15 protein-coding genes are annotated in these 23160 nt (G+C 36.0%); 9 read left to right on the top strand and 6 right to left on the bottom strand.

The window, feature by feature from the left end:
- The 9 genes from KO513_RS12010 to KO513_RS11970 all read left to right on the top strand — a co-directional run.
- On the top strand, positions 1-3119 hold a 3119-nt coding region (locus KO513_RS12010; RefSeq protein WP_215913570.1), incomplete at its 5' end, for a SusC/RagA family TonB-linked outer membrane protein.
- 18 nt (positions 3120-3137) lie between these two features.
- The gene (locus KO513_RS12005) at positions 3138-4616 is read left to right on the top strand and encodes a RagB/SusD family nutrient uptake outer membrane protein (RefSeq protein WP_215913569.1); all 1479 of its coding nucleotides are present in this window, start codon (positions 3138-3140) and stop codon (positions 4614-4616) included.
- Positions 4617-4818: 202 nt separating this feature from the next.
- Entirely contained in the window at positions 4819-6003 is a 1185-nt protein-coding gene (locus KO513_RS12000) for a TlpA family protein disulfide reductase (protein WP_215913568.1), read from the top strand.
- Positions 6004-6012: 9 nt separating this feature from the next.
- Entirely contained in the window at positions 6013-7209 is a 1197-nt protein-coding gene (locus KO513_RS11995) for a TlpA disulfide reductase family protein (protein WP_215913567.1), read from the top strand.
- An 82-nt stretch (positions 7210-7291) separates the two neighbouring features.
- Positions 7292-10102, top strand: coding sequence for a M16 family metallopeptidase (locus KO513_RS11990; RefSeq protein WP_215913566.1), 2811 nt, complete (start codon positions 7292-7294; stop codon positions 10100-10102).
- Positions 10103-10243: 141 nt separating this feature from the next.
- Positions 10244-10690: a protein-disulfide reductase DsbD domain-containing protein gene (locus tag KO513_RS11985; protein WP_215913565.1), complete on the top strand. Its 447-nt coding sequence runs from the start codon at positions 10244-10246 to the stop codon at positions 10688-10690.
- 19 nt (positions 10691-10709) lie between these two features.
- The gene (locus tag KO513_RS11980; protein WP_215913564.1) at positions 10710-12662 is read left to right on the top strand and encodes a protein-disulfide reductase DsbD family protein; all 1953 of its coding nucleotides are present in this window, start codon (positions 10710-10712) and stop codon (positions 12660-12662) included.
- An 8-nt stretch (positions 12663-12670) separates the two neighbouring features.
- Positions 12671-13183: an acetolactate synthase small subunit gene (locus KO513_RS11975; RefSeq protein ID WP_215913563.1), complete on the top strand. Its 513-nt coding sequence runs from the start codon at positions 12671-12673 to the stop codon at positions 13181-13183.
- Between the two features lie 21 nt (positions 13184-13204).
- Positions 13205-14704: an aminotransferase class V-fold PLP-dependent enzyme gene (locus tag KO513_RS11970; RefSeq protein ID WP_252735776.1), complete on the top strand. Its 1500-nt coding sequence runs from the start codon at positions 13205-13207 to the stop codon at positions 14702-14704.
- Between the two features lie 157 nt (positions 14705-14861).
- Here the strand turns inward: KO513_RS11970 and KO513_RS11965 are convergent, their stop codons facing one another.
- The 6 genes from KO513_RS11965 to KO513_RS11940 all read right to left on the bottom strand — a co-directional run bounded on the left by KO513_RS11965 (position 14862) and on the right by KO513_RS11940 (position 23093).
- The gene (locus KO513_RS11965; protein WP_215913562.1) at positions 14862-16064 is read right to left on the bottom strand and encodes a sensor histidine kinase; all 1203 of its coding nucleotides are present in this window, start codon (positions 16062-16064) and stop codon (positions 14862-14864) included.
- A 251-nt stretch (positions 16065-16315) separates the two neighbouring features.
- Complete coding sequence (locus tag KO513_RS11960; protein ID WP_215913561.1) at positions 16316-17662, bottom strand: exopolysaccharide biosynthesis polyprenyl glycosylphosphotransferase; 1347 nt, start codon at positions 17660-17662, stop codon at positions 16316-16318.
- Positions 17663-18047: 385 nt separating this feature from the next.
- Positions 18048-19313, bottom strand: coding sequence for a purine-cytosine permease family protein (locus tag KO513_RS11955; protein WP_215913560.1), 1266 nt, complete (start codon positions 19311-19313; stop codon positions 18048-18050).
- A 10-nt stretch (positions 19314-19323) separates the two neighbouring features.
- Positions 19324-20769, bottom strand: coding sequence for an aminoacyl-histidine dipeptidase (locus KO513_RS11950; RefSeq protein WP_215913559.1), 1446 nt, complete (start codon positions 20767-20769; stop codon positions 19324-19326).
- On the bottom strand, positions 20770-22038 hold the full coding sequence (locus KO513_RS11945) for a purine-cytosine permease family protein (protein ID WP_215913558.1): 1269 nt from the start codon (positions 22036-22038) through the stop codon (positions 20770-20772).
- The gene (locus tag KO513_RS11940) at positions 22038-23093 is read right to left on the bottom strand and encodes a hypothetical protein (RefSeq protein ID WP_038236437.1); all 1056 of its coding nucleotides are present in this window, start codon (positions 23091-23093) and stop codon (positions 22038-22040) included. The genes KO513_RS11945 and KO513_RS11940 overlap by 1 nt, the downstream gene beginning before the upstream one ends.
- Positions 23094-23160 lie beyond the last annotated feature (67 nt).

The following is a 23160-nucleotide window of genomic DNA, read 5'->3' as shown; positions in this document are numbered from 1 at the left end:
AACAACAACAACAACAACAAACCATAACCGGAACAGTTACCGATAAAAACGGTGTACCACTTGCTGGTGTATTAATTGTGTATGGCGAAAACAACCATGAAGGGTTTTATAAAGAAGGCGTCGGCACCGATTTTGATGGAAACTATACCTTAACCTACACACCAAAAGACAATAGAACACGGCGTATTTCCGCCATTTACCTAGGTTATAAAACGGCTACAGAACTTGTAAATGACAGATCGGTCATTAATTTTATTCTTGAAGAAGATATTAGTAAACTTGATGAGGTGGTTGTAGTAGGATATGGCAATACCGTTCGAAAAGATCTTACAGGTTCTGTTGGTTCTATTAAAAATCAGCAAGTAACCCAAGTGCAATCTCAAACCGTGGATCAAGCTTTAGTTGGCCAATTGTCCGGTGTATTTGTTGAATCTAATTCTGGGGCCCCTGGAACCGGGGCCTCTGTAAACATTAGAGGATTAAGTCAAATTATAGGGGATAATCAACCGCTCTACGTTATTGATGGTATTCCTATTGTTGTAAATCCAAATTTTGGACTAGGTGCTAGTGCAGGAAATAGAGAAAATCCGCTGTTGGCACTAGACCCAAATAATGTAGAACGTATTGATGTTTTAAAAGATGCATCTTCGGCTGCTATATATGGTTCTCGTGCTGCTAACGGTGTTATTTTAATCACTACAAAAAAAGGGAAACGCAATCAAGCGCCTCAGTTTAATTTTTCAACAAATACAACATTTCAAAACCCAACGCGGAAAGAAGATTATTTAAATGCCGAACAATACAAAGCATTTGCTTCAGAGCAAGCTCAAATAATTCTTGATGGATTACCACCATCCTTTCAACCCGCTTTTACAGTACCCTTTGCTATAATAAATGAACCTGAAAACTTTTTTGGAAAAGAAGATACAGATTGGCAGGATGAAATTTTGAATAAGGGCGCTTTATGGAATCAGTATAACTTTAGTGTTAACGGTGGTTCGGAAAAAACAAATTATTTTACCTCGGCATCAATAAATAATCAAGAAGGTCTTTTAATAGGGAATAAGTTTACAAAGTATAATTTAAGCGCAAATTTTGATTCTCAAATAAAAGATAATTTTAAAATTGGTGCCTCTATAAACTATACGTATGGCAAAAATAATCAATCTGGCCTTTTATCCTTAAATAATGGAAATTTTAGACCAGACCTAGGTGTTTATGATACTGATGGTAACGCTACCGAAGTACAAACTAATAACGGTTTTAGAGGTCGTACTTTTATAAATCCAGTAGAAAATTTAGGTAAAGTTAGAGATCGGGCCATTTCGCAAAACGTTTTAGCTTCGGTATACGGAGAGCTTAATTTAGTTAAAAACTTAAAACTAAGATCACAAATTAATGTTGGTTTAAATAACGATAAAAGTTCAGTATTTCATCCGTCGTTTACCTCTAGTGCCATATTAGAATCTCAAAGCAGAAACTTTCAAGGCGCATTTAAAGCCAACCAAACTACAGACGGCTATACAACTTCGTTTAGCAATACATTAAATTACAATGCAACGCTTAATGAAGACCATCGCTTAGATGTAGTTGCAGGTTTGTCATGGGATAGATTATATTTAAATTTTGAAACTCAGAATTATTCTGGTTTTCCAGATGATTTTGAACTTACTGACATAAATTCTGCAACTGATGCCTATGATTTTGGAAGCAACACTTCCGAAACAGGCTTAAATTCTATTTTTGGACGACTAAATTATAACTACAAAGACCGTTATTTAGTTACGTTTACAGCAAGAAACGATACGTCTACAAAATTTGGACCCAACAACAGACGCGGTTTTTTCCCTTCTGCAGGATTTGGATGGAATATACACAATGAAACTTTTTTTAATAACGAAAGTTTTGTTAGTAGATTAAAACTAAGAGCGAGTTTAGGACGAACCGGTAATGATAACATACAGGCATTTTCGTACCAAGCTTTCTATACTACTTTAGGAATCGGCACATTTTATGACGGCATAAATGGTGTTTCTGTACAAGACTTGCCAAACCCAGATATACAATGGGAGACTACAGACCAACTAGATTTAGGATTAGAATTTGGGTTGTTCAATGGACGTATAAATGGGGAGGCTGTCTATTTTGAAAAGAATACAAGCGACCTTATTTTACTAACACCGGTACCACACGAAACCGGATTTCAAGATTTCTTTGGTAACGTTGCCGACGTATCCAACAAAGGATGGGAATTTAATATAGGTGCAGATGTTATTAGCTCCAAAGATTTTACATGGAATACTAATTTTAATATCTCTTTTATTAAAAATAATGTTGATGCTTTAAAAGGCGGAACCAATGAAAATGATCCGTTTTTACCAGCACTAAATGGTATTCAAGAAGGAGAACCCATTGGTTATATATTGGGTTACGATGTAGCAGGCATAGCACAAACTCAAGATGAAATAGATGCTTTAAATACAGCTGCTCCAAATGGGAATTATTTTAGTGGTCTAAGGGCTCCAGGAGATTATATTTTTAGAGATATTGATGGTGATGGAGAAATTACAGATAATGACCGCAAGAATTTAGGGGATATTAACCCAGATTATTTTGGGGGATGGAATAATAAGATAACATACAAAAACTTTGATGTATCATTCAATTTTCAATTTGTACAAGGAAACAGTAGGGAGTGGACCATCCCAAGCAGATTTGCAAATAGCAGAATAGATTTAAGTTTTAATCATCCCGTTCAAGTATTGGATACATGGAGTGAAAATAATACCTCTGCCACTTATGCAAGATTGGGTTCTAGTACACATAGACCATCTGGAGGTGCTACTTCAAAAGATGTACAAGATGGTTCTTACACAAGACTAAGATACCTTGGGTTGGGCTATAATTTGCCGCAAAATGTGGTTAACAATATGGGCCTTAGTACAGTTAGGTTCACATTAAGTGGCAACAATTTGCTTACTATCTCTAATTATCCCGGTCAAGACCCAGAGAACGTTACCGTAGCTCCAGGCGGCTCATCAATATCTAGAAGTACTGATGCAGGTTTTGCCTATCCACAGGCAAGAACATTCACTCTTGGAGTTCAATTAAGTTTCTAATCAGAAAAAATGTATCAAATGAAAACGATAATATATATATATACCCTGGTATTAATTCTAATGATTACATGTTTTAGTTCATGTGAATTGGCAGAAGAAATAGATGATTTTGAGCGCCCTTTTTCTTTAGGAGCTACGGAAATAACTAATGAATCTACTGCAGAACTTGCCTTAACTGGTATTTACGCTGGTTTTGGAACTTTTATAGGCGCAGGAAACCCACATATTTACATTATACCGTCATTATTAAGTGGTGTAGCGCAACCTGGTTTTAGTAGAGATGCTGAAAGTGAAGCCATTTCAATTAATGTTCCACTTGCAACGGGTACCGTTGATATGAGAGGTGGTTATGCAAGATTATATGGTATTATCAATAATGCCAATTGGTTACTTGAAGGGATTGAAGATATACCAGAAGCTACATTTTCTAACCCCGATAGAAAAACTGAAATAATCGCAGAGGCTAAAGGCATGCGTGCTACAGCTCACTTTTATTTATTACGTCTTTGGGGCCAATTTTATGATTTGAATTCTAATTTTGGAATCGTGGTAAAAACCGCTCCAGCAACATCAAATGAAGCATTTCCTAGAAATAACGTAGCAGATAGTTATGCTATTATTATGGAAGATTTAGACAATGCTATAGCACATGCGCCAGATTTAAGAGCTAAATACTTTATCAACAAGTCTTATGCAAAAGCTCTAAAAGCGAAAGTGTTATTATATCAAGGCAATTATCCTCAAGCTGCCGCATTAGCAAAAGAGGTACTTGACACTTCAGGTAGTGATTTTCAATTGGCCGCTACAGTTGCTGAGATTTTTGATAATACTAATGATGCCCTTTTTAATTCAAACGAGCTCCTTTTTGGTTCAAGAGGTATTACAAATGAAGAAGATTTAAGGTTAGGTAATTTTTGGGGTGGAGATTATGCAGAACTTACTGATGATTATCGTAATATTTTTGCGGAAAATGTTGTGATTAATGGTCAAACTATTAGTTACGATGATAATAATCGGTTCTTTGAGGACTTCTCTGGAGGTACTGGTAAATTTGCAGAGTTTTTCTCTCCGGAAGAGACTTTTGAAATGCTATACCATATGCGTATCGCAGAGCTATACTTAATTTATGCCGAAGCTGATGCTAGAGCAAAAAATACCGTTACTGCTGATGCACTAGGAGCTTTAAATGCTGTAAGAACAAGAGCTGGAGCTACTACAACTGGTGCTGATGGTTTTGAAACCTACCCAACAAATATTACACTACCTGAGTTTTTAGAAGCTGTTAGAGTTGAAAAATGGGTTGAGTTAGGTACAGAAATGGGAGAAGAATGGTTTGATTTGGTTCGTTATGATGCAGCTGATGGTTTTGGATCTGGTTTTCAAGTATCCGATGTTAAACCTTCTGCGACTGATCCTGATAAATTTATTTTACCTATTCCATCAGAATCTATTCAATCTGGAGGTAATGTTGTAGAACAAAACCCTGGTTATAATTAATTACTAAGTTTCCAATCATCTAAAAAAATTAGATGATTGGAAACTTTATAAAACCTTCACTTTTTTAACAATATCTAGTATGCCATATTTAATGGCTATACTCTCTTTTACATGCTCACTGATACTATTTTAGGTTGTAGCTATAATTAAGTATGGCGGTAATCTCTATATAATTAATTGTTTTAATATAAAATTTGATATAATGAAAAAACCATTCAAAAAAATATTTTTTGTGGTGCTAATTGTAATAATTGCGGTCGCTTGTAAAACGCAGGAAACACATCCTAATCAGTTTACTTTAACTGGAGAAATAAAAGGGTTGTCAGGTAATTTGTTCTTTAGGCACCCAGATAAAGAATACACAAAAGAAACTCCTCCAGATACGATTAAAGTTATAAATGGTAAAATTCAATTTTCTGACACTATTTCTAAACTAACGCTAATTACTGCTTATCCAGATTTTCAAGGTCCAGATAAAAAGATATTTAAGATTCCGGCTGATAGTCTAGGTTATTTCCCAGTTAAATGTGCTTATTTCATGTTTTACGCCTTTCCTGGAGCAGATATTCAAGTTTCAGGCGAAGCCACAGACTTTATGAATGCCTACCCTAGTGGCGATAAATTTAATGATGCTTTGGCTGCAGTAAATAAACTAACGTTTCCAAACTATAATGAAATGGGAAACATTGCTGTAGCTAATACACATGAAAAAGATTCATTAATTATAACTAAGAATGAAGAAAAGGCAAATAGCATCTTTGACCAGAATACAGATGAACTAGTTACCCATATTAAAAGCAACCCAAAATCATTGGCTGCCACGTGGTATTTAAATGATTTGCTACGAAGAAGACATATTGATGAAATACAAGCTGAAGCCTTATTTAATGGGTTATCAACAGATTTATCAGAACATGAAGATTATAAAACTATAGCCACCAGAATAGCGGGGATAAAGAACACCAAAGAAGGTTCTCCTGTTCCTTTAATTAAAACAACAGCTACATTAGATGGTAGTCAATTTAATATCAATTCATTAAGGGGGAAATATGTGCTTATAGATTTTTGGGGTGTTTGGTGTGGCCCTTGTGTAAAAGAAATGCCAGAAGTAAAAGTTTTTCAAGAAAAACACAAAGATAAACTGGTTGTTTTAGGCATTAATTCTGGGGACACGAAAGAAAAAGTCCAAAAATTTATTGATGAGAACAACTATGATTGGCAACAGATACTTAGCACCAAAAAGAACACCGCTGATAATTTTGTAACCCGATTTAACGTACAAGGCTTTCCAACAAAACTTATAATCGACCCCAGAGGAAATATTGTAAAACGATTTGTTGGAGGAGGAGAGGATGCTTTTAAATTTTTAGAAGAATTATTAAAATAAATGCTAATCATGAAAATAGGATTTAAACCAAAATATACATTAACGTTTTGCTTAGTTGCAATATTTGCTTTTACGAATTGTAAAAAAGAAGAGCCTTTTGAGGGCTATACTATTACAGGAACTGTAAGAGGTCTAGACCTAGGCACAGTAAAATTATTAGAAACTAATTTTATAGATAGAGGAGCTGAGCCTATAATCATTGATAGCACCCAAATGACAAACGGTGTTTTTGAATTCAAAGGAATTATTGAGCATCCTGATCGTGTATCCATAACAATAGGTGATGAATTTAGAAGTACATTCTTTTTAGAGAACAGTACTATTGCATTAAATTTTGATACAACTGAGTCAAATCGTGGTGAGCTTAAGGCAAAAGTTACAGGTTCAGCATTACAGGAAATTTATGACCTACAGCAAGCGAAAATAGATAGCATCACGAACCAAGATAAATTTGCCATTTTAAAAACGATAAGACCCAAATTAGAAGTAGCCTATAAGTCTAAAGATGAAACTAAAATAGAAGCGTTTCAAGCATGGAGCAGTCAATTTAAAGATTTGCAAAACGAACAGCAAAATGAACGAAGATCTTTTATGATTCAATATGTAAAAGATCATCCAGAGTCTGCGGTAGCACCTTGGGTTTTAAACTTTCAGTTTAGCGAAGGACGCATGTCTAAAGAAGAAATGAAAACCATTTTCCCAATATTTAAAGGTGATGCCAAACATACTGCTATGTTTAAGTATTACGAGAAGACCTATAATGATTTGTTCAAAAACTTAGGAGAAGGAGCCATTGCTCCTGATTTTAAATTGAATGATGTAAACGGCAAGGAAATAACACTATCTAAAATAAATGCTAAGTACAAATTGGTTGATTTTTGGGCTTCTTGGTGTGTTCCTTGTAGAGCTTCTTTTCCGCATTTGAAAGAATTGTACAAAACATACGGGAAAGATGGGTTTGAAATTGTTGGTGTTGGAACTGCTGATGCGGAAGAAAAATGGAGAAAGGCCATAGAAGAGGATAAAACACCTTGGATGCACTTAAATGACACTGGTGCAGACCATCAATGGGGTAAGGTTGCTAGGCAATATGGTGTGCCATTTTTACCAACTGCGTTTTTAATGGATGACAATGAAAAAATCATACTTAGAAATCCAAAGAAAGAAGAACTAGATGCCAAGTTAAAGGAACTATTTGGCCATTAATAAAAGTAGCATCCTTTGTTAGGGTAAATTAAGATTTTTACTCCATTGTAATTTAAATGAATAAATATAAAATAGTAATCAAATGATAAGTAAAACGTTTTTAAAAGCTCACGTCTTTATACTGTCAATGTTATTGACATCATTTTTCTTAAGTGCACAAGAATCTGCTTCAAAATTTACCAAAGTGACCGAGCTTGAGGGTATAGAAGAATATTTGTACACGCCTAATGGCATGAACATCTTATTAGTTCAAGATAATGCAGCTCCAGTAGTAACAGTACAAATTGTTTACCGCGTTGGATCTAAACATGAAGTACCAGGTAATACCGGTTCTACACATTTATTAGAGCATTTAAATTTTAAAGGTACACCTACCTTTAATAAACGAAAAGGTACATCCATCGATAGTAAATTGAATAGTATTGGAGCAAGAATGAATGCCACTACCTGGTATGACAGAACCAATTATTATGAAACCATTCCAAGTGACCATATAGAGACAGCACTTCATATAGAAGCAGATAGAATGCGAAATTCTTTATTATTAAAAGAAGATAAAGAATCAGAAATGACTGTGGTTAGAAATGAATTTGAACGCGGTGAAAATAACCCAAATAGTTTGTTAAATAAGGAAATGTGGGCTACAGCTTATATGGCACATCCTTATCATCATAATACTATTGGTTGGCGCTCAGACATTGAAAAGATGCCTATAGAAACATTAAGAGATTTTTATAATACTTACTATTGGCCAGATAATGCAACATTAACCATTATTGGAGATTTTCAAAAAGAATCACTTTTTGATTTAGTTGACAAGTATTTTGGCAAAATCACTAAGGCTCCACATGATATGCCTCAACCTTATACAACAGAGCCAGATCAATTGGGACCAAGAAAAATAATTATTAAGAAACCTGGTCAACAAGGCATTGTATCAATAGGGTATAAAATACCAGGTAGAATGCATGATGATTTACCTGCATTACAAGTGTTAAGTCAAATTATAGGTTCTGGAACGTCTTCTATTCTTAATAAAACATTTGTAGATACAGGTATAGCTCTTTATGGATATTCAAGCGCTTCAAATTTTAAAGAAGTAGGATTATTGAGTGTTTCACTAGGCATTACACCGGATAAAGATCATGAAGAGATAAATGAACAATTACTTGAGATGATAGCCACAGTAAAAAACGATGGTGTAACTCAAGAAGATGTTGATCGCATTGTTGCAAAGCTTAATGCGCAAACCATTTTATCTAGAGATGGTTCGGGCAGTATTGCACGGGAATTAAATGAAGCCATCGCAGGAGGCGATTGGAAAGACTACATTAATGCAAATAAAAGGCTTAGTAAAGTTACAGCAGAGGATGTAAAACGTGTTGCAAATACGTATTTATTAGAAGACCAAAGTACAACAGGCTATTTTATCCCAAAAGTACCAGGAGGGAATGAGGCTGTAGGTCAAAAGCCTGCTAACTATATGCTCAATGATGATAGTAAATATTTTTACAGAAATCCAGAGCATGCAAGCAAAGATTGTCCTACAAATTCTGATATGGTATCTCAAGAAGTAATTTCTGAGATTACTTCAGCATACCAAACCATTGAAATATCTGATAAAGGAGAGAAATTTACTCGAGAGAGCATTGTGGGAATTGATGTAATTACTGCCAAAACGGGAGCAAAAGACTTTTTAACCGTATCGGCAAGTTTTCCTATCGGAGATTATTTAAATACAAATGGTAATGAAATGGTGCCATCCTTAACAGCACAAATGCTAAGTAAAGGCACCTTAAATCACGATAAATTTCAATTTTCTCAAAAACTAGAAAAGTTAGGTGTTACATTAAGAGTTAGTGCGGGCACTCATGACATGAGAATAGGTTTTAAGTGCTTGAAAAAAGATTTATATGAAGTTGTTACTTTATTAGCTGAAGAATTAAGATTTCCACTATTCGACGAAAAAGAATTCAATCTGCTAAAACAGCAAAATGAAGGCAGCATGAAACGTGGGTTAACAGACCCTGGAACTCAAGGTTCAATAGCACTTTCTCAAGCCATTTATCAAGAAGGACACCCTAACTATACAACCGATATTCAAACATCAATTGATAATTTGAATAAAGTAACTTTAAATGAATTGAAAGTATTTCATAAAAAATATTTCGGACCAGCAGATATGCATTTAGTAGCTGTTGGAGATGTTGACACGAAAGCTTTATCTAAAGCTCTTAAAGTCGCCTTCAAAGGATGGACCGGAGGAGTTAAAGCTAAGGCCAATTTTAAAAAAACAAATAAAGCTGACGCGTTAACTAAAGTGGTTACAATTCCTCAAAAACCAAGTGCAGAAATGTATATAGGACAGTATACAGGAATTCAAAGAATGGATAAAGACTATTTACCCTTTTACATGGGTACAAGTATTTTAGGTGGTGGATTTTCTGGGAGACTTATGCGTACTGTAAGAGATGAAGATGGCTTAACTTATAGTATTAACGCAAGGCATTCTGGTCATAATTATGTAGATGGCTATTGGTATGTTAATGCCTCTTTTAACCCTAATTTATTTCAAAAAGGGCTAGATGCAACCATGGTACAAATTAAAAAATGGGTTGAACAAGGTGTAACAGAGGAAGAGTTAGCCGCTAAAAAAACAAATTTAACAGGAAGTTTTAAAGTTAGTCTTTCTACTACTGGTGGTTTAGCTGGTGCTCTGTTAGACTTTGTTGAAAGAGGTTTAGAACCTGAGTATATCGACCAATATACTAAAGATATTGAAGCAGTAACTTTAGAACAAGTCAATAGCACCATTAAAAAGTATATAGATTTAAACAAGTTAATTATAATCAAGTCGGGTTCGTTAGACGATAACGGCAACCCATTGAATTAGAAGGAATTATCTTTCAATTTATGCATTTTAAATGGTTTGAATTAGCTAACCAATAAATTAAATCAGAATAGAAAGATAAAAAAGGGTTGTTTATCAAAATAACCCTTTTAAAAAATTTAAAAACAACCTTAAATTAATACAATGAAAAAAGCTGTTCTAATACTCGTCTTATTAGTTTTTGCAATTGGTAATTCACAAATTTTAGAACCTGTAAAATGGTCAACAAAGGTCGTAAAGATTTCAGACAAGGAATATGATTTAATGGCCATAGCTACCATTGATGCAAAATGGCATTTATATTCACAAACAGTACCCGAAGACGGGCCTATTCCAACAACTTTTTTATTTAAAAGTAGCACCAATTATTTAAAAAAGGGCAATACAAAAGAGGAAGAAGGGCATACGATTAGCGATCCTGTTTTTAATATGGAAATTAAATTTTTTGAAACTAAAGCTTTATTTAAGCAGCGCATTTTAATAAAAGAAAAAAAACCATTTAAGGTTAATGCAACAGTAGAATTTATGGTTTGTGATGATAGTAGATGCTTGCCACCTACCGAAGTTGATTTAGTTTTTAATATCAAATAGCGTAAAGTACATTTCATAAATGAAGAAACTAATCTTTCTAATCGTGTTATTAGCCTTTTCAATAGGCAACTCCCAAATTTTAGATCCGGTAACATGGACAACAAGTGTTGAAAAATTATCGGAGACTGAATATGTCTTGGTTTCAAAAGCATCCATTGAAAAAGGCTGGCATTTATACTCGCAAACGGTACCAGAAGATGGTCCAATACCTACCACGTTTGTTTATGATGATAGCGAAGGGACCTTTAAAATCACAGGAAACACTTCAGAGGAAGCGGGCCATACAGTAGATGACCCCGTTTTTGAAATGAAGATTAAATTCTTTGAAAACACAGCAACCTTTAAACAAAAAATAAAAGTAGAAAAAGGCGTAACATCTATCACTGGGTTTGTAGAATTTATGGTTTGTGACGATACACGTTGCCTGCCACCAAAAGAAGTCGACTTGGTTTTTAATATTTCAGAAGATAAAACGGCCTCAAATACTATTGGTGTCTCGATTGATTCTGCAACTAAGCCAAAAAGTAAAAATTCCAACAAAGGACTCTGGTCTATCTTTTTCATAGCGTTTTTATCTGGATTTGCTGCATTGTTAACACCATGTGTGTTCCCAATGATTCCTATGACGGTGAGTTTCTTTACTAAACAAAGTAAAAGCAAGGCAGCAGGTATAAAAAACGCCATTATATACGGTATTTCTATCATAGTAATCTACGTACTTTTAGGTACAGCGGTTACTGGTGTTTTTGGCGCCGATGCTTTAAATGCATTGGCAACCAATGTTTGGTTTAACATCATATTCTTTTTGCTATTGGTCATTTTTGCGGTGTCGTTTTTAGGCGCTTTTGAAATTATGCTACCAAACTCTTGGGCGAATCGAGTTGATTCGCAAGCAAACCAAGGTGGACTTATTGGAATCTTTTTTATGGCACTGGCCTTAGCTATTGTGTCGTTCTCTTGTACAGGACCTATTGTTGGTACTTTACTAGTTGAGGCGGCTTCTAAAGGCGGATTGGCACCTATTATTGGTATGTTAGGTTTTTCATTGGCCATTGCATTACCATTCGGGCTATTTGCAGCATTTCCAGGTTGGTTAAATTCTCTCCCTAAATCTGGCGGTTGGTTAAATACGGTAAAAGTGGTACTTGGTTTTCTGGAGTTGGCCTTGGCATTCAAATTTTTGTCACAAGCCGATTTGGTTTTACAAGCGCATTTGTTGGAACGTGAAGTGTTTTTGGCCATTTGGATAGCCATATTCGGTGCCTTGGCGTTTTATCTTTTCGGAAAAATACAGCTTCCGCACGATTCGCCATTGACACATATTTCAGTTGGACGATTAAGTTTAGGACTTGTAGTATTATCATTCACTATTTATATGATCCCAGGTCTTTGGGGTGCGCCGCTAAATTTAATAAGTGCCTTCCCACCACCATTAGAATATAGCGAGTCGCCTTATGGCGTAGGGTATTCCAAACTTGGTACTCCCCTCGATTTAGACTCGCATGAAGGACTTCCGCAAGGGGCACATTTACTAGCACCTCACGATATTTTAGCCTTTAACGATTATGATAAAGGATTGGCCTATGCAAAAGAAGTAGGCAAACCCGTAATGATAGATTTTACAGGTTGGGCATGTGTAAATTGTAGAAAAATGGAACAAAACGTGTGGCCTAAGCCAAAGATTTTGAACATCCTTAAAAATGAAGTGGTGTTAATTTCATTGTATGTAGATGATAAACGTCCTTTAGAGGATCATGAAGTAACAGATTCAAAGCTTAAACCAGGAAAAAAGTTAAAGTATATTGGACAAAAGTGGAGTGAATTACAAACACTTAAATATAAAGCAAATTCACAACCTTTTTATGTGTTAATGGGGCATGATGAACAAAACCTTTTAGAACCGGTTGCGTATACGCCTGATGCAGATGAATATTACGCCTGGTTAAAAGAAGGTGTTTCAAAATTTAAATAGTCATTAAAATGAATATTGATTCATATTTAACAATTAATGATAGCACAGAAAACATACTAATTGTTTACGTAAAAAATGACTTTGGAGTATTAGAAAATATATTAAAGACATTTTCTGAAAAGTTTATACATATTGAAAGTGTAAATAGTATAACTATAGAAAAACAAAAAGCATTAAAGATTGTCTTGATTGTAAAATCAAAAAATAGCCAATTAGCGAGTGTTATAGAGTTAATTAGAAACAAAGAATATACAATTGAAGTAGAGAATTATATTGATTCTGAAGTTATATATAATGAACTGGCCTATTATAAAATTTCTTATGATTACTTTTTAAACAACCCTATAACTTCTTTAATAATTAACCAACATCGTGTAGAAATTGTTGAAATAAATAGGGAGTTTATTTTTTTAGAACAAAAAGGGTCGCGAAAAGAAATTATAAATTTTTTAAAAGAAATAAAATCACATGGATTGGTTAAATTCAATTCTTCCGGAAAAATTATAATTAATAAATATTAAATCATATAGGATTAAAAATATATGATATTTAGAAAAATGGTTAACAAAGATAAATTAACAAATCTTGAATCTTATTTTGCACCTTTCAGGCAGCATATAATTGGAATCGATACGGAATTTGAATCGCCTTATGGAAAGAAAAAAATCATTTATGCTGATTGGACAGCAAGTGGCCGGTTGTACAGACCTATAGAAGAAAAAATATTAAATGAGATAGGTCCATATGTTGCCAACACCCATACCGAAACCTCAATTACAGGAAGCGTGATGACGCATGCTTACCATAATGCCAGAAATATTATCAAAAAGCACGTAAATGCTTCAAAAGATGATGTTTTAATTACGGTTGGCACAGGAATGACGGGTGCCATTAACAAATTTCAGCGTATTCTTGGAATTAAACTAAACGAAAACTTAAAAGACCACACCATTGTTCCTGAAGAAAAACGTCCTATCATTTTTGTGTCGCATATGGAACATCATTCCAACCAAACCTCTTGGTTGGAAACCATTGCAAAAGTAAAAGTAATTCCTTCAAATGCAGAAGGGTTGCCATGTCTTGAAAGTTTGGAAAAGATGATTGAGGGCCACAAAGAGTGCCCAATAAAAATTGCGGCTATTACCGGTTGTTCCAATGTAACAGGCATTCAAACACCTTACTATGATATTGCCAAAATAATGCATCAAAACAATGGTTTGTGTTTTGTTGATTTTGCATGTTCAGCGCCCTATGTTAATATTGACATGCATCCAGAAAATGACGATGAATATCTAGATGCCATTACCTTTTCACCACACAAGTTTTTAGGAGGCCCTGGTACTTCGGGAGTATTGATATTCAATAAAAAATTATATAAGAATCTAGTCCCTGATAATCCTGGAGGTGGTACCGTTAGTTATACAAACCCTTGGGGAGACCATGATTATATTGATGATATAGAAACCCGGGAAGATGGTGGTACTCCAGGTTTTCTTCAAGCCATTAGAATTGCTCTTTCTATTCAGCTAAAAGAGGAAATGGGCGTGCAGAATATTATGGATAGAGAGCACGAATTAAATGCTATTATTTTTGAAAGATTAACAAAAATCAAAAACCTAAGATTATTGGCACCCAACCATACCGAGCGTTTGGGAATATTTTCTTTCTATATAGACGATGCTCATTACAACCTAATAGTAAAATTATTGAATGATAGGTTTGGGGTTCAAACCCGGGGAGGTTGTTCTTGTGCGGGCACTTATGGGCATTATCTTTTAAATGTAGATGAACCTACTTCAAAATCGATAGAAAAGAAAATTCTTGAGGGCTGTTTGGTTGAGCGTCCTGGATGGATACGAATGTCAATACACCCAACAATAACTAATGCCGAAATTGAATTTATTTGTAAAGCTATTGAAGAGGTAGCTGATAACCATCTAGATTGGGGAAATGATTACGTCTATAATGCTTCAAAAAATGAATATATTCACTATATGGGCTTAAACACAGAGAGCGAGATTGCAAAAAATTGGTTTAATTAAATAAATTGGTGATTACCAATTAAATGTGATACATTTTGATTCTAACTGAATTGCTTTTAGTAATTCGGGCAGGCAAAAGGTCACTGGTTCGACTCCGGTATTCTCCACCAAGTATGATAAGGTTTCAAGAGTTTTTACTTTTGAAACCTTTTTTTATTTACTTCAAAAGAGTAAATTGAAAATAAGTTCCCGAACAATTTTCAGGTCTATTGCTTAATAGTATAGTACCTCCCAATTTCTCAATAATAGCTTTAATAGTAGCCAAACCTATTCCCGTATCCGTAGGGTTTTCTTTCCGCAAGGTTTCAAACATGACAAAGACTTTTTTCCAATATTTCTCTGGAATACCGGGGCCGTTATCCTCATAAGTAAATGAATAACTGTTTTCATCCTCCGCAAAAGATATTTTGATTTCTGTTAACTCTTGGCGGGAAAATTTTATGGAGTTTAAAATCAATTCGGAAAAAATCTGATTGAAGCTTTTTAAGGAGTGAACAATGGTACAGTCACAACCTATGGGAGTCAGACTAATATGAGATGTCTTGCCCAACTCCTGTGAAATATGGTTAAGCTCAGTTGCAATATGAAACTCATTATATTCAACCTCACTGTTCATTATATTGGTATAGTTCATAATACCATTAATTAACGCTTCCATATAACTAACCCTATCCTCAATGGTATCTAGCCACTCCGGAACTTCTGTGTCCTTTAATAGATGTAGATAATCCATTTTAATAAAACTTACCAAAGCGCCAATACCTTGCAACGGGGTTTTCATATCATGTGCCAAGCGATATGTAAAGTGCTTAAGCTGATTGTTCTTAACGGAAAGTTCATGATTTATAATCTGTTGAAGACTGTTTTGACGTCTAAGCTCTAACTGAGCCATAACCTGATTGGCCAATGACCTTAAACAAGCCTGCTGCTTAGGGGTGAAGTTGGTTCTTGGCAAAGTGTCTATAACACATAAAGTACCTATGGAAAACCCGTCCTTTGTATTTAACGGTGCACCTGCATAAAATTGCACTTGGGGCCCTCCTGTAACCAGCGGATTATCCGCAAAACGTTCATCCTTGCTGGAATCTTTTACAATGAACAATTCCTCAGGATTATTTATAGCGTGCGCACAGAAGGCTAGGTCACGAGGGGTTTCCGTAGCGTCTATACCATAGTGGGATTTAAACCACTGCCTATCTGAATCTACCAAAGACACAAGTGCCATTGGAGTATTGCATATTTCTGCCGCTATACGGGTAATGGCATCATATTCTTCTTCCTCCAAGGTATTTAGAATCTCGAAACTTTCAAGTGCTTTAATTCGGTCCTCTTCGTTTAGAGGTATCTTTGGTTTTAACATAAAGTCCTACGTATTACGAAATGTAAGATAAGAGATTTGATTTGTAGGGGATAACTTACCTTGTAGTTAAACTGAACGTAATTTTGGACCCTGTTATTGTTGTAACCAACAGAATTATAACTGCATTACCAAGGCTTGATGATGTCGGTAAGGGGAGAATGCCATATGAAGGCATAAAAAAACAAGCATCTTTTAAAAGTGACGCTTGTTTCTAGAATGATATTTCTCACTTTTTACAGACTGAAAATTGGCTAGTATGCCTTCTCTTCACCTCTTACGGCATTTACTACAGTTGAATAAATGATACTCAGGTCTAACCCCAAAGACCAGCTTTCCGTATAAAAAATATCAAATCGGATTCGGTTTATGATATCCGCCTTTTTAATAATTTCTCCGCGGCATCCTTTAATTTGTGCCAAACCGGTAATCCCAGGTTTTACGAAGTGCCTTACCAGATATTTGTCAATTGAGGTTTCGTACATTTCCGTATGAGATTCCATATGTGGTCTTGGCCCCACTACGCTCATATCTCCAAGAAAAACATTTATGAACTGTGGCAACTCATCAATACTGGTCTTACGCAATATCTTACCTATACGGGTGACCCTCATATCATTTTTAGTGGCCATTAAAGTATCGGATTCCGCATTTTGGGTCATTGATCTAAATTTATAACACCAGAATGCTTTTCTATTTACCCCATGCCTTTTTTGTTTAAAAAACAATGGCCCTTTTGACTCTAACTTCATAAGAACAAATAGGATGGGCGTAAGCCATGACAATACTGTGAGAATTACAAAGGAAGAAAACAAGAGATCAAAAGTTCTTTTGATTATTGGAGCATATTCCAATTCCAACGGAGATTTACGCATAGCCAGAACAGGTATATTATCATATAGTTCAATAGACATGGAACGCGTAAAAATTTCCTTGTTGTCCGGTATGATCTTTAACTTTTTCAAGTTGTTATCGGCAAAGGTAATTAGGTATTCCAGCTCCTTTTTAGAAAGGTTAGAGGTAACGCAATAGATATAATCCACATCATTTTCCAGGACATACTTAAAACAGTCGTTCATTTTTCCTAAATATGTGGGACTCACAGAAGGGCGGTCATCAAAAAAACCTTTGTACCTGTAACCTAATTCCGGTTGGTCAAAAACCTTCCTGATTTTCTTAAGGTTTTTATCCCTTCCTACCACAACTACGTTTCTAAAGTTTCCTCCGTACAATCTATACTTTGTCCTAACCCAATAGAACAAAGACCTATAAATGGTTATAAACAAACAAATGACCAAATAGACCGAAGCACGATACTCAAAAGCATATATTCCATTAGATTTGAAGCCGTAAAGCGCAAAATAGGCGAGCCCAAAAATACCGAGCAATCTAAAATATTTACCCAGGTTGGTTTCAAACCTCTCACGTCTTTCCGTAGGGTAATAATTAAGACTAAACGCCGCTATGAACCAAGCCAAATTATAATAGAGCACATTGGTTCCTTCTAAATATGTAAGCGGGGTCATGAAGTAAAGTACCCCATTAACTATACACAAATGCATAAGAACTGAAAACGGAATGATTAACAACGATTTTTTCATAAGCCTAGTTTTTCAAATTGAAAAAATGGGGGTAGAAATAAAACCAAAGAACCGGGTTTAAGGCCGCTTTAGATTTACCACGTATTATAATCCGTAACAGAAGTAGGTATATTTATCTACAATAAAGTAAATGCATTTTTTCTTGATCTAAAGGAAAATACCGGAGTTATTTTTACCAATAGAGCGCCTATGGTAAGAATAATTCAAAATAAACAACCAATAGCGGAGAATAAATAAATAATGTAAACCGTAATTCAAAATGAAATATTAAAAGGGTGTTGAAATCATGAATATCAAAATTAACATTTCATTAAGAAATTTAACGGAATCCCCTAATTCATTGAAAACCGAATCCCATTCATTAGTTTTTCATGCTTTTAGCCGCTTAAATTTCACCCTTCCTTAATTCCTTCCACTGCAAAAGGGTATAAATCAATCCTCCCAGCAGAAACGAATCAATAAAATAAGCATGGGTCAGTTGAAAAATTTCTAAATAGGTAAATACGGTTACTCCCGAGCTAATAACCCAACTGATCAATGCCTTTGGCTCCCATTCTGCAATTTCGCTCAACACATAATGTTGTTTTTTAACCCAATAAAAATGGATGATATAGATTGAGGAAATAGAAGGCGCCAGAACACCCAGAAAACTTAAAAAATCGAATAGATAATTTGAAAAACCGAGCAGCGCAAAGAGAATACCAAAAACACTTGATATCAAGGTCATTTTTTGAAAGGACCAACCAGTCTTTACCGTAGAAAAAGTGAGCGCCGTAGAATAGAGGTTACAGGCGTTGCCTACCCATGTAGAAACCAATAACAAAGCGAATGCCGGCAATACAAGTCCAAATTCCTGCATAACTTTTATAATATCCACTTCACCTGTTTGTATAGATGGGATAGCACTTAAAATCAAAGCTATGGGGAAACCGATCGTTATGCCCAGCACCGCGATCATACTCTGTTTGTCATTATATATAAAACGGGAGAAATCCGCCATCAAAACGGGGAAAAGAATAGAGGAACCTACCAGTATGGAAGTAGCTTCAAATAAGGTCATACTCGGGTTTTCCGGCACAAAATCCAACACCTCTTGAAAAGACATGCCCTGGTCAAAAGAAATATAAATAACATAGATTAAAAATAACATCAATACCGGCACGGCCATATTTGCCAATCGCTCCAAGCTTCGTATCCCACGAAAAGTTGTTGCGGTAATCAACGCTCCCATTATCAAGATTATAATCCACTGTGGCAACACTACAGAAAACGTAGCGAAGGCAGTGTCCGCAACGGCTATGGCCAATAACTCCAGGGCTACAGAAAACCACCCCAAAAGGGTGATACCAAAAATAGTATTCATGATTTTGGCCCCTTGCTTACCAAAACTAAAATGGAGTATCATATAGGTAGAAAGACGAGAACGGTTACCTATTCTTGTCGTTGCCAAGCACATTACCGTTAATACCGTAGTACTTATACCAAAGGCCCATAATGCATCCTTAAGTCCTATACCCAACGCAACTTCAGAGCCTAGATAAAGTATTGGGAGCGTAAGACCTGTACCTGCTATAAGCAAGGCTATGAGCCACCCAGAGGTAAAATCTTTGGGCTCTACTTTTGTACTGGTATATTGATTGCTCTCTGCCATGTTCCGTATTTTACTTCAATTCTTTAAGTAATTTGGTCAGCAACTTCCAAAATTTTTGGGTAGAGCTAATCTGTAACCGTTCTTCTGGAGAATGTGCTCCTAAGATATTAGGGCCAAAAGAAATCATTTGCATATCAGGGAAGGTTCCCGACAATATTCCACACTCTAAACCGGCATGTATAGATTTTATAGCCGCAAATTCTCCGTTCAGCTCCCAATAACAGCGTGTGGCCAATGCCAACAACTCGCTGTCCGGTCTTGGTTCCCACCCAGGATAAGGACCGTTTTCAGAGACTTTGGCAAAAGGGAAACAGTCTCTTATCTTGCTTACAAGTTCATCACGTTCAGCATTTATAGCGCTTCTGGTATGGCAACCTATATGGTAACTGCCTTGACCCACATTAAATATAGCTATATTGTTAGACGTCTGCACTAAACCTTCTATACCTTCCGTCATAGCGTATACCCCGTTGGGTATCGTCAATACGGCCTCTATCATTTTTTTTTGAGTTTTGACATCCAGAACACCCATGGTGTTTTCTGATGAAAAAACTTCAATGCTCAAGTCGGGGTCGGTATTCAAGTATTTTTGTTTAAGCACCTGTTCAATATCCTTCAATGCTTGGGCAAATAGTTCATATTTGTCTTCTCTAATTGCAATAATGGCAGAACCGTTCCTTGGTATTACATTGGTCAAAGTACCAACGTCTACACTGTGCAACCTACAGTCGGTTTGTGAAATCAAATACTCCAAACATTCGGTCAGTACCAATATGGCATTGGCTCTGTTCAGATGAATATCCATTCCTGAATGACCTCCGGTTAAACCGCTTACCTTAATTTCTTTAAGACTATATTCCTTGGCATCAAGCAGTTTTATATCAAACGGGCCATCAATAGCAACATCTACCCCACCTGCGCAGCCAATGGTAATTTCATCGTCCTCTTCGGAATCTAAATTCAACAAAATAGAACCTTGTAACTGTTCTTTTGTTAGTGCCATTGCACCGGTCATCCCCATTTCTTCATCAATGGTAAACAAGGCTTCTATAGGCGGATGTTCTATATCGTTGGATGTTAGTACAGCCATAATTGCCGCTACACCAATACCATTATCAGCGCCTAATGTGGTTTCTTTTGCTTTTACCCAATCTCCATCAACGAACATTTCTATGCCTTGGGTCTCAAAGTCAAAATTTGAAGTGGCCTCTTTTTGATGTACCATATCCAAATGTCCTTGCAACACAATAGTTCTACAATCTTCTTTGCCTTTGGTTCCCGGTTTTTTTATAATAACGTTCCCGATTGCATCCACTGACGTTTCTAGGTTTAGCGACTTCCCGAATGCCATCATAAAATTAATGATTACCTCTTCTTTAGTCGATGCCCTAGGTATGGCGTTTATGGCCTCAAAGTGCTGCCAAATGGTTTTGGGTTCTAAATCTGTAATCAACATTTAGTTAAGTGTTTTTTTAAGTATTAGATATGATGCAAATGCAACAATAAATGAATCGAAAAACGAAATTGATGTAAACGTTATATAATCAAAAGCCCCTAAATACGCCACAATGCAAGCAGCAACCCAGCTAATTAATGCATAGGCACCAAATACAGGTAGTTCACTAAAACGCTCTACATCATATTGCTGTTTTTTCACAAAGAAAAAATCGGTAATAAAAATTGCAGATACGGGCGGAATGAATATACTTGAAACATTTAAAAAATCTATAAAATGAATGGCGACTCCAAAAAGGGCCAAAAGGGTTCCCACAATACTGGCCAAAAGACCCAATTTAGCCTCTTTTGTTTTTGTAAAGACAGTTGACAAGGTTAGCTGTGTTGAATATAGATTAGCCGTATTCGTAGTCCAAGTTGAAAATATGAGAATAAACAATGCGGGAATAGTCAGGCTTAAACCAATCATAATTTTCATAATGTCTATTTCGCCCGTAATAAGGCTCGGTATTCCACCGGCCAACAATACTAGAGGAAAACCAATGGTCAATCCTAAAATTGAAATCAAGCTGTCTTTATCCGTTTTAGCAAAACGGGAGTAATCAGGCATTAATACGGGCGTTAAAATTACCATACCAACAACTGCTGAAATGGCTTGCGTAGTTGTCATAGAACCGTTCCCTGCAATTTGAAAAAGGGTAAACATACTATTTTGGGTAGTAGTTGCATACAGTACATACACTACAAACAAGAGCATTAAAGGCACTGCAACAGACGAAAATCGCTCAATTATACGGAAACCATAAATAGAGGTGAGCGTCATTAACACACTCCCTAATAGTATTCCAACAGGCACCGGAAAGGAGATGTTCAAAAGTTGCGAAAAAGCATCTGTCAATGCTTGTCCAAAAATTTCAACCGTGACCGCATACCATCCCAAAAGGGTGATGGCCACCAATAAATTTATGAGCAATGCCCCTTTTTTTCCAAAAGAAAAATGAAGAAGCATATAGGTAGATAACCTAGTCCTACTCCCAATAATTGCCGTTACAGAACACAAGAGGCTAAGCACAATGCAAACACCCATAAAGACCCATATTGCCTTTTCCAAACCTAAGGCCTGAGTAACTTCCGAACCAACAAAGAAAACGGGCAGAGTTACCCCGATACCTATGATAATAGAAGCAATGCGAATGCCGTTGACTGTTTTATCTTCAGGAACTTTCGTTCTTGAATAATCATCGGCAATCTGTGCTTCCTCTTTCAACATTAATAATCCCCTATTAATTTTACGGCCAGTGGTTTGAGCGCTGGATGTGTGTAGATACCATTTTCTACAATCTGTATATCATCTAAATAAATACTTACTTTACCAACGATACCATCAAAATGAGATTTGGCAACTTGGCCTAACGGTGGCATATCCATAGGGCTGGTATGTCCGAAACCAAAATCTACTCCGCCCCACACACGTTCATCCTCAACAATCTCTCCCCTCATTTTTCTAATACTTGGGTTAAGCCCTATCATATTGTGTGATATTTTGTACATATTCGGGTCATTGAACGAAGCTAAATATTCCTTGAAATTCTCAGCCTCTTTTGCCGTGCCCTTTACATCTGAAATAGCACCGTCTTTCATAATAAACTCCAGCTTATTGTCGGTTCCGTAGACATTGGCGTTCATCAACAGATCAAAAACAATGGTGCCGTTCATGCTTCCTACTTTAGGAACAATGTTCACATAACCAGGGGCCGTACCAAATTTAGGCATGGAAAAATCGCCATCGTCAATATCAAAAGAATAATCTAGGTTAATATCGTAAGATACATCCGTACCATTATCACTTGTAATACGAATGGTTTTACAGTCAAGAACCATATCTCGCACTTTGTTCAGCATCTTGCTCAAGTCCGGTACATTGTATCCAGTAAAAGTTCTTAAAAGCGATTGCACACTAGAGTCGGCAATAATCAAATAACGTAATTTTTTGTTATTCTTAAAGGCATTCTCCCATATATCCGAATACAAAAGAATGGTAGAATTGCACTCTAACCAAACATCTACATTGCTCAAAGCAGCCGTTAAAGCCTCTTCTGGCCAATCTTTTATACCGGCCTGCCCATCTTTCCCCGCTTTGGGTGTCCACATTAACAAAGGCTTTCCCCCCACCGCATAAACAGCGGCAGCAAAGGCATTCATAAGTTCTGGATCATTACCTGAATCGGCCGTTATGGCAACCGATTCGCCAGCTTTTACTTTAAACATGTCTTGCATGATGACCTTGGCCACCAAGCTGCGTTCTAGATTGTAATTGGTACTCATAGGTATTCTTATTTTTAAAAAAGGGAGTGGTGGGGAAACCAAAATCACACTCCCTTTCTATTGAAAA

Origin of the sequence: Zobellia sp. B3R18, from assembly GCF_018860715.1 — a bacterium.
Lineage (GTDB): Bacteria > Bacteroidota > Bacteroidia > Flavobacteriales > Flavobacteriaceae > Zobellia > Zobellia russellii.
Note: the sequence above shows the minus strand (reverse complement) of the source record. Positions and strands in the feature narration are given on the sequence as shown.

Excerpts from the sequence above, each read along its gene's own strand:
- KO513_RS11980 (WP_215913564.1), top strand. The coding sequence starts at position 10,710 with ATGAAGAAACTAATCTTTCTAATCGTGTTATTAGCCTTTTCAATAGGC.
- KO513_RS11945 (WP_215913558.1), bottom strand. The coding sequence starts at position 22,038 with ATGTTGAAAGAGGAAGCACAGATTGCCGATGATTATTCAAGAACGAAA.
- KO513_RS11990 (WP_215913566.1), top strand. The coding sequence starts at position 7,292 with ATGATAAGTAAAACGTTTTTAAAAGCTCACGTCTTTATACTGTCAATG.
- KO513_RS12000 (WP_215913568.1), top strand. The coding sequence starts at position 4,819 with ATGAAAAAACCATTCAAAAAAATATTTTTTGTGGTGCTAATTGTAATA.
- KO513_RS11940 (WP_038236437.1), bottom strand. The coding sequence starts at position 23,093 with ATGAGTACCAATTACAATCTAGAACGCAGCTTGGTGGCCAAGGTCATC.
- KO513_RS11985 (WP_215913565.1), top strand. The coding sequence starts at position 10,244 with ATGAAAAAAGCTGTTCTAATACTCGTCTTATTAGTTTTTGCAATTGGT.
- KO513_RS11950 (WP_215913559.1), bottom strand. The coding sequence starts at position 20,769 with ATGTTGATTACAGATTTAGAACCCAAAACCATTTGGCAGCACTTTGAG.
- KO513_RS11960 (WP_215913561.1), bottom strand. The coding sequence starts at position 17,662 with ATGAAAAAATCGTTGTTAATCATTCCGTTTTCAGTTCTTATGCATTTG.
- KO513_RS11975 (WP_215913563.1), top strand. The coding sequence starts at position 12,671 with ATGAATATTGATTCATATTTAACAATTAATGATAGCACAGAAAACATA.
- KO513_RS11995 (WP_215913567.1), top strand. The coding sequence starts at position 6,013 with ATGAAAATAGGATTTAAACCAAAATATACATTAACGTTTTGCTTAGTT.
- KO513_RS11965 (WP_215913562.1), bottom strand. The coding sequence starts at position 16,064 with ATGTTAAAACCAAAGATACCTCTAAACGAAGAGGACCGAATTAAAGCA.
- KO513_RS11970 (WP_252735776.1), top strand. The coding sequence starts at position 13,205 with ATGATATTTAGAAAAATGGTTAACAAAGATAAATTAACAAATCTTGAA.
- KO513_RS11955 (WP_215913560.1), bottom strand. The coding sequence starts at position 19,313 with ATGGCAGAGAGCAATCAATATACCAGTACAAAAGTAGAGCCCAAAGAT.
- KO513_RS12005 (WP_215913569.1), top strand. The coding sequence starts at position 3,138 with ATGAAAACGATAATATATATATATACCCTGGTATTAATTCTAATGATT.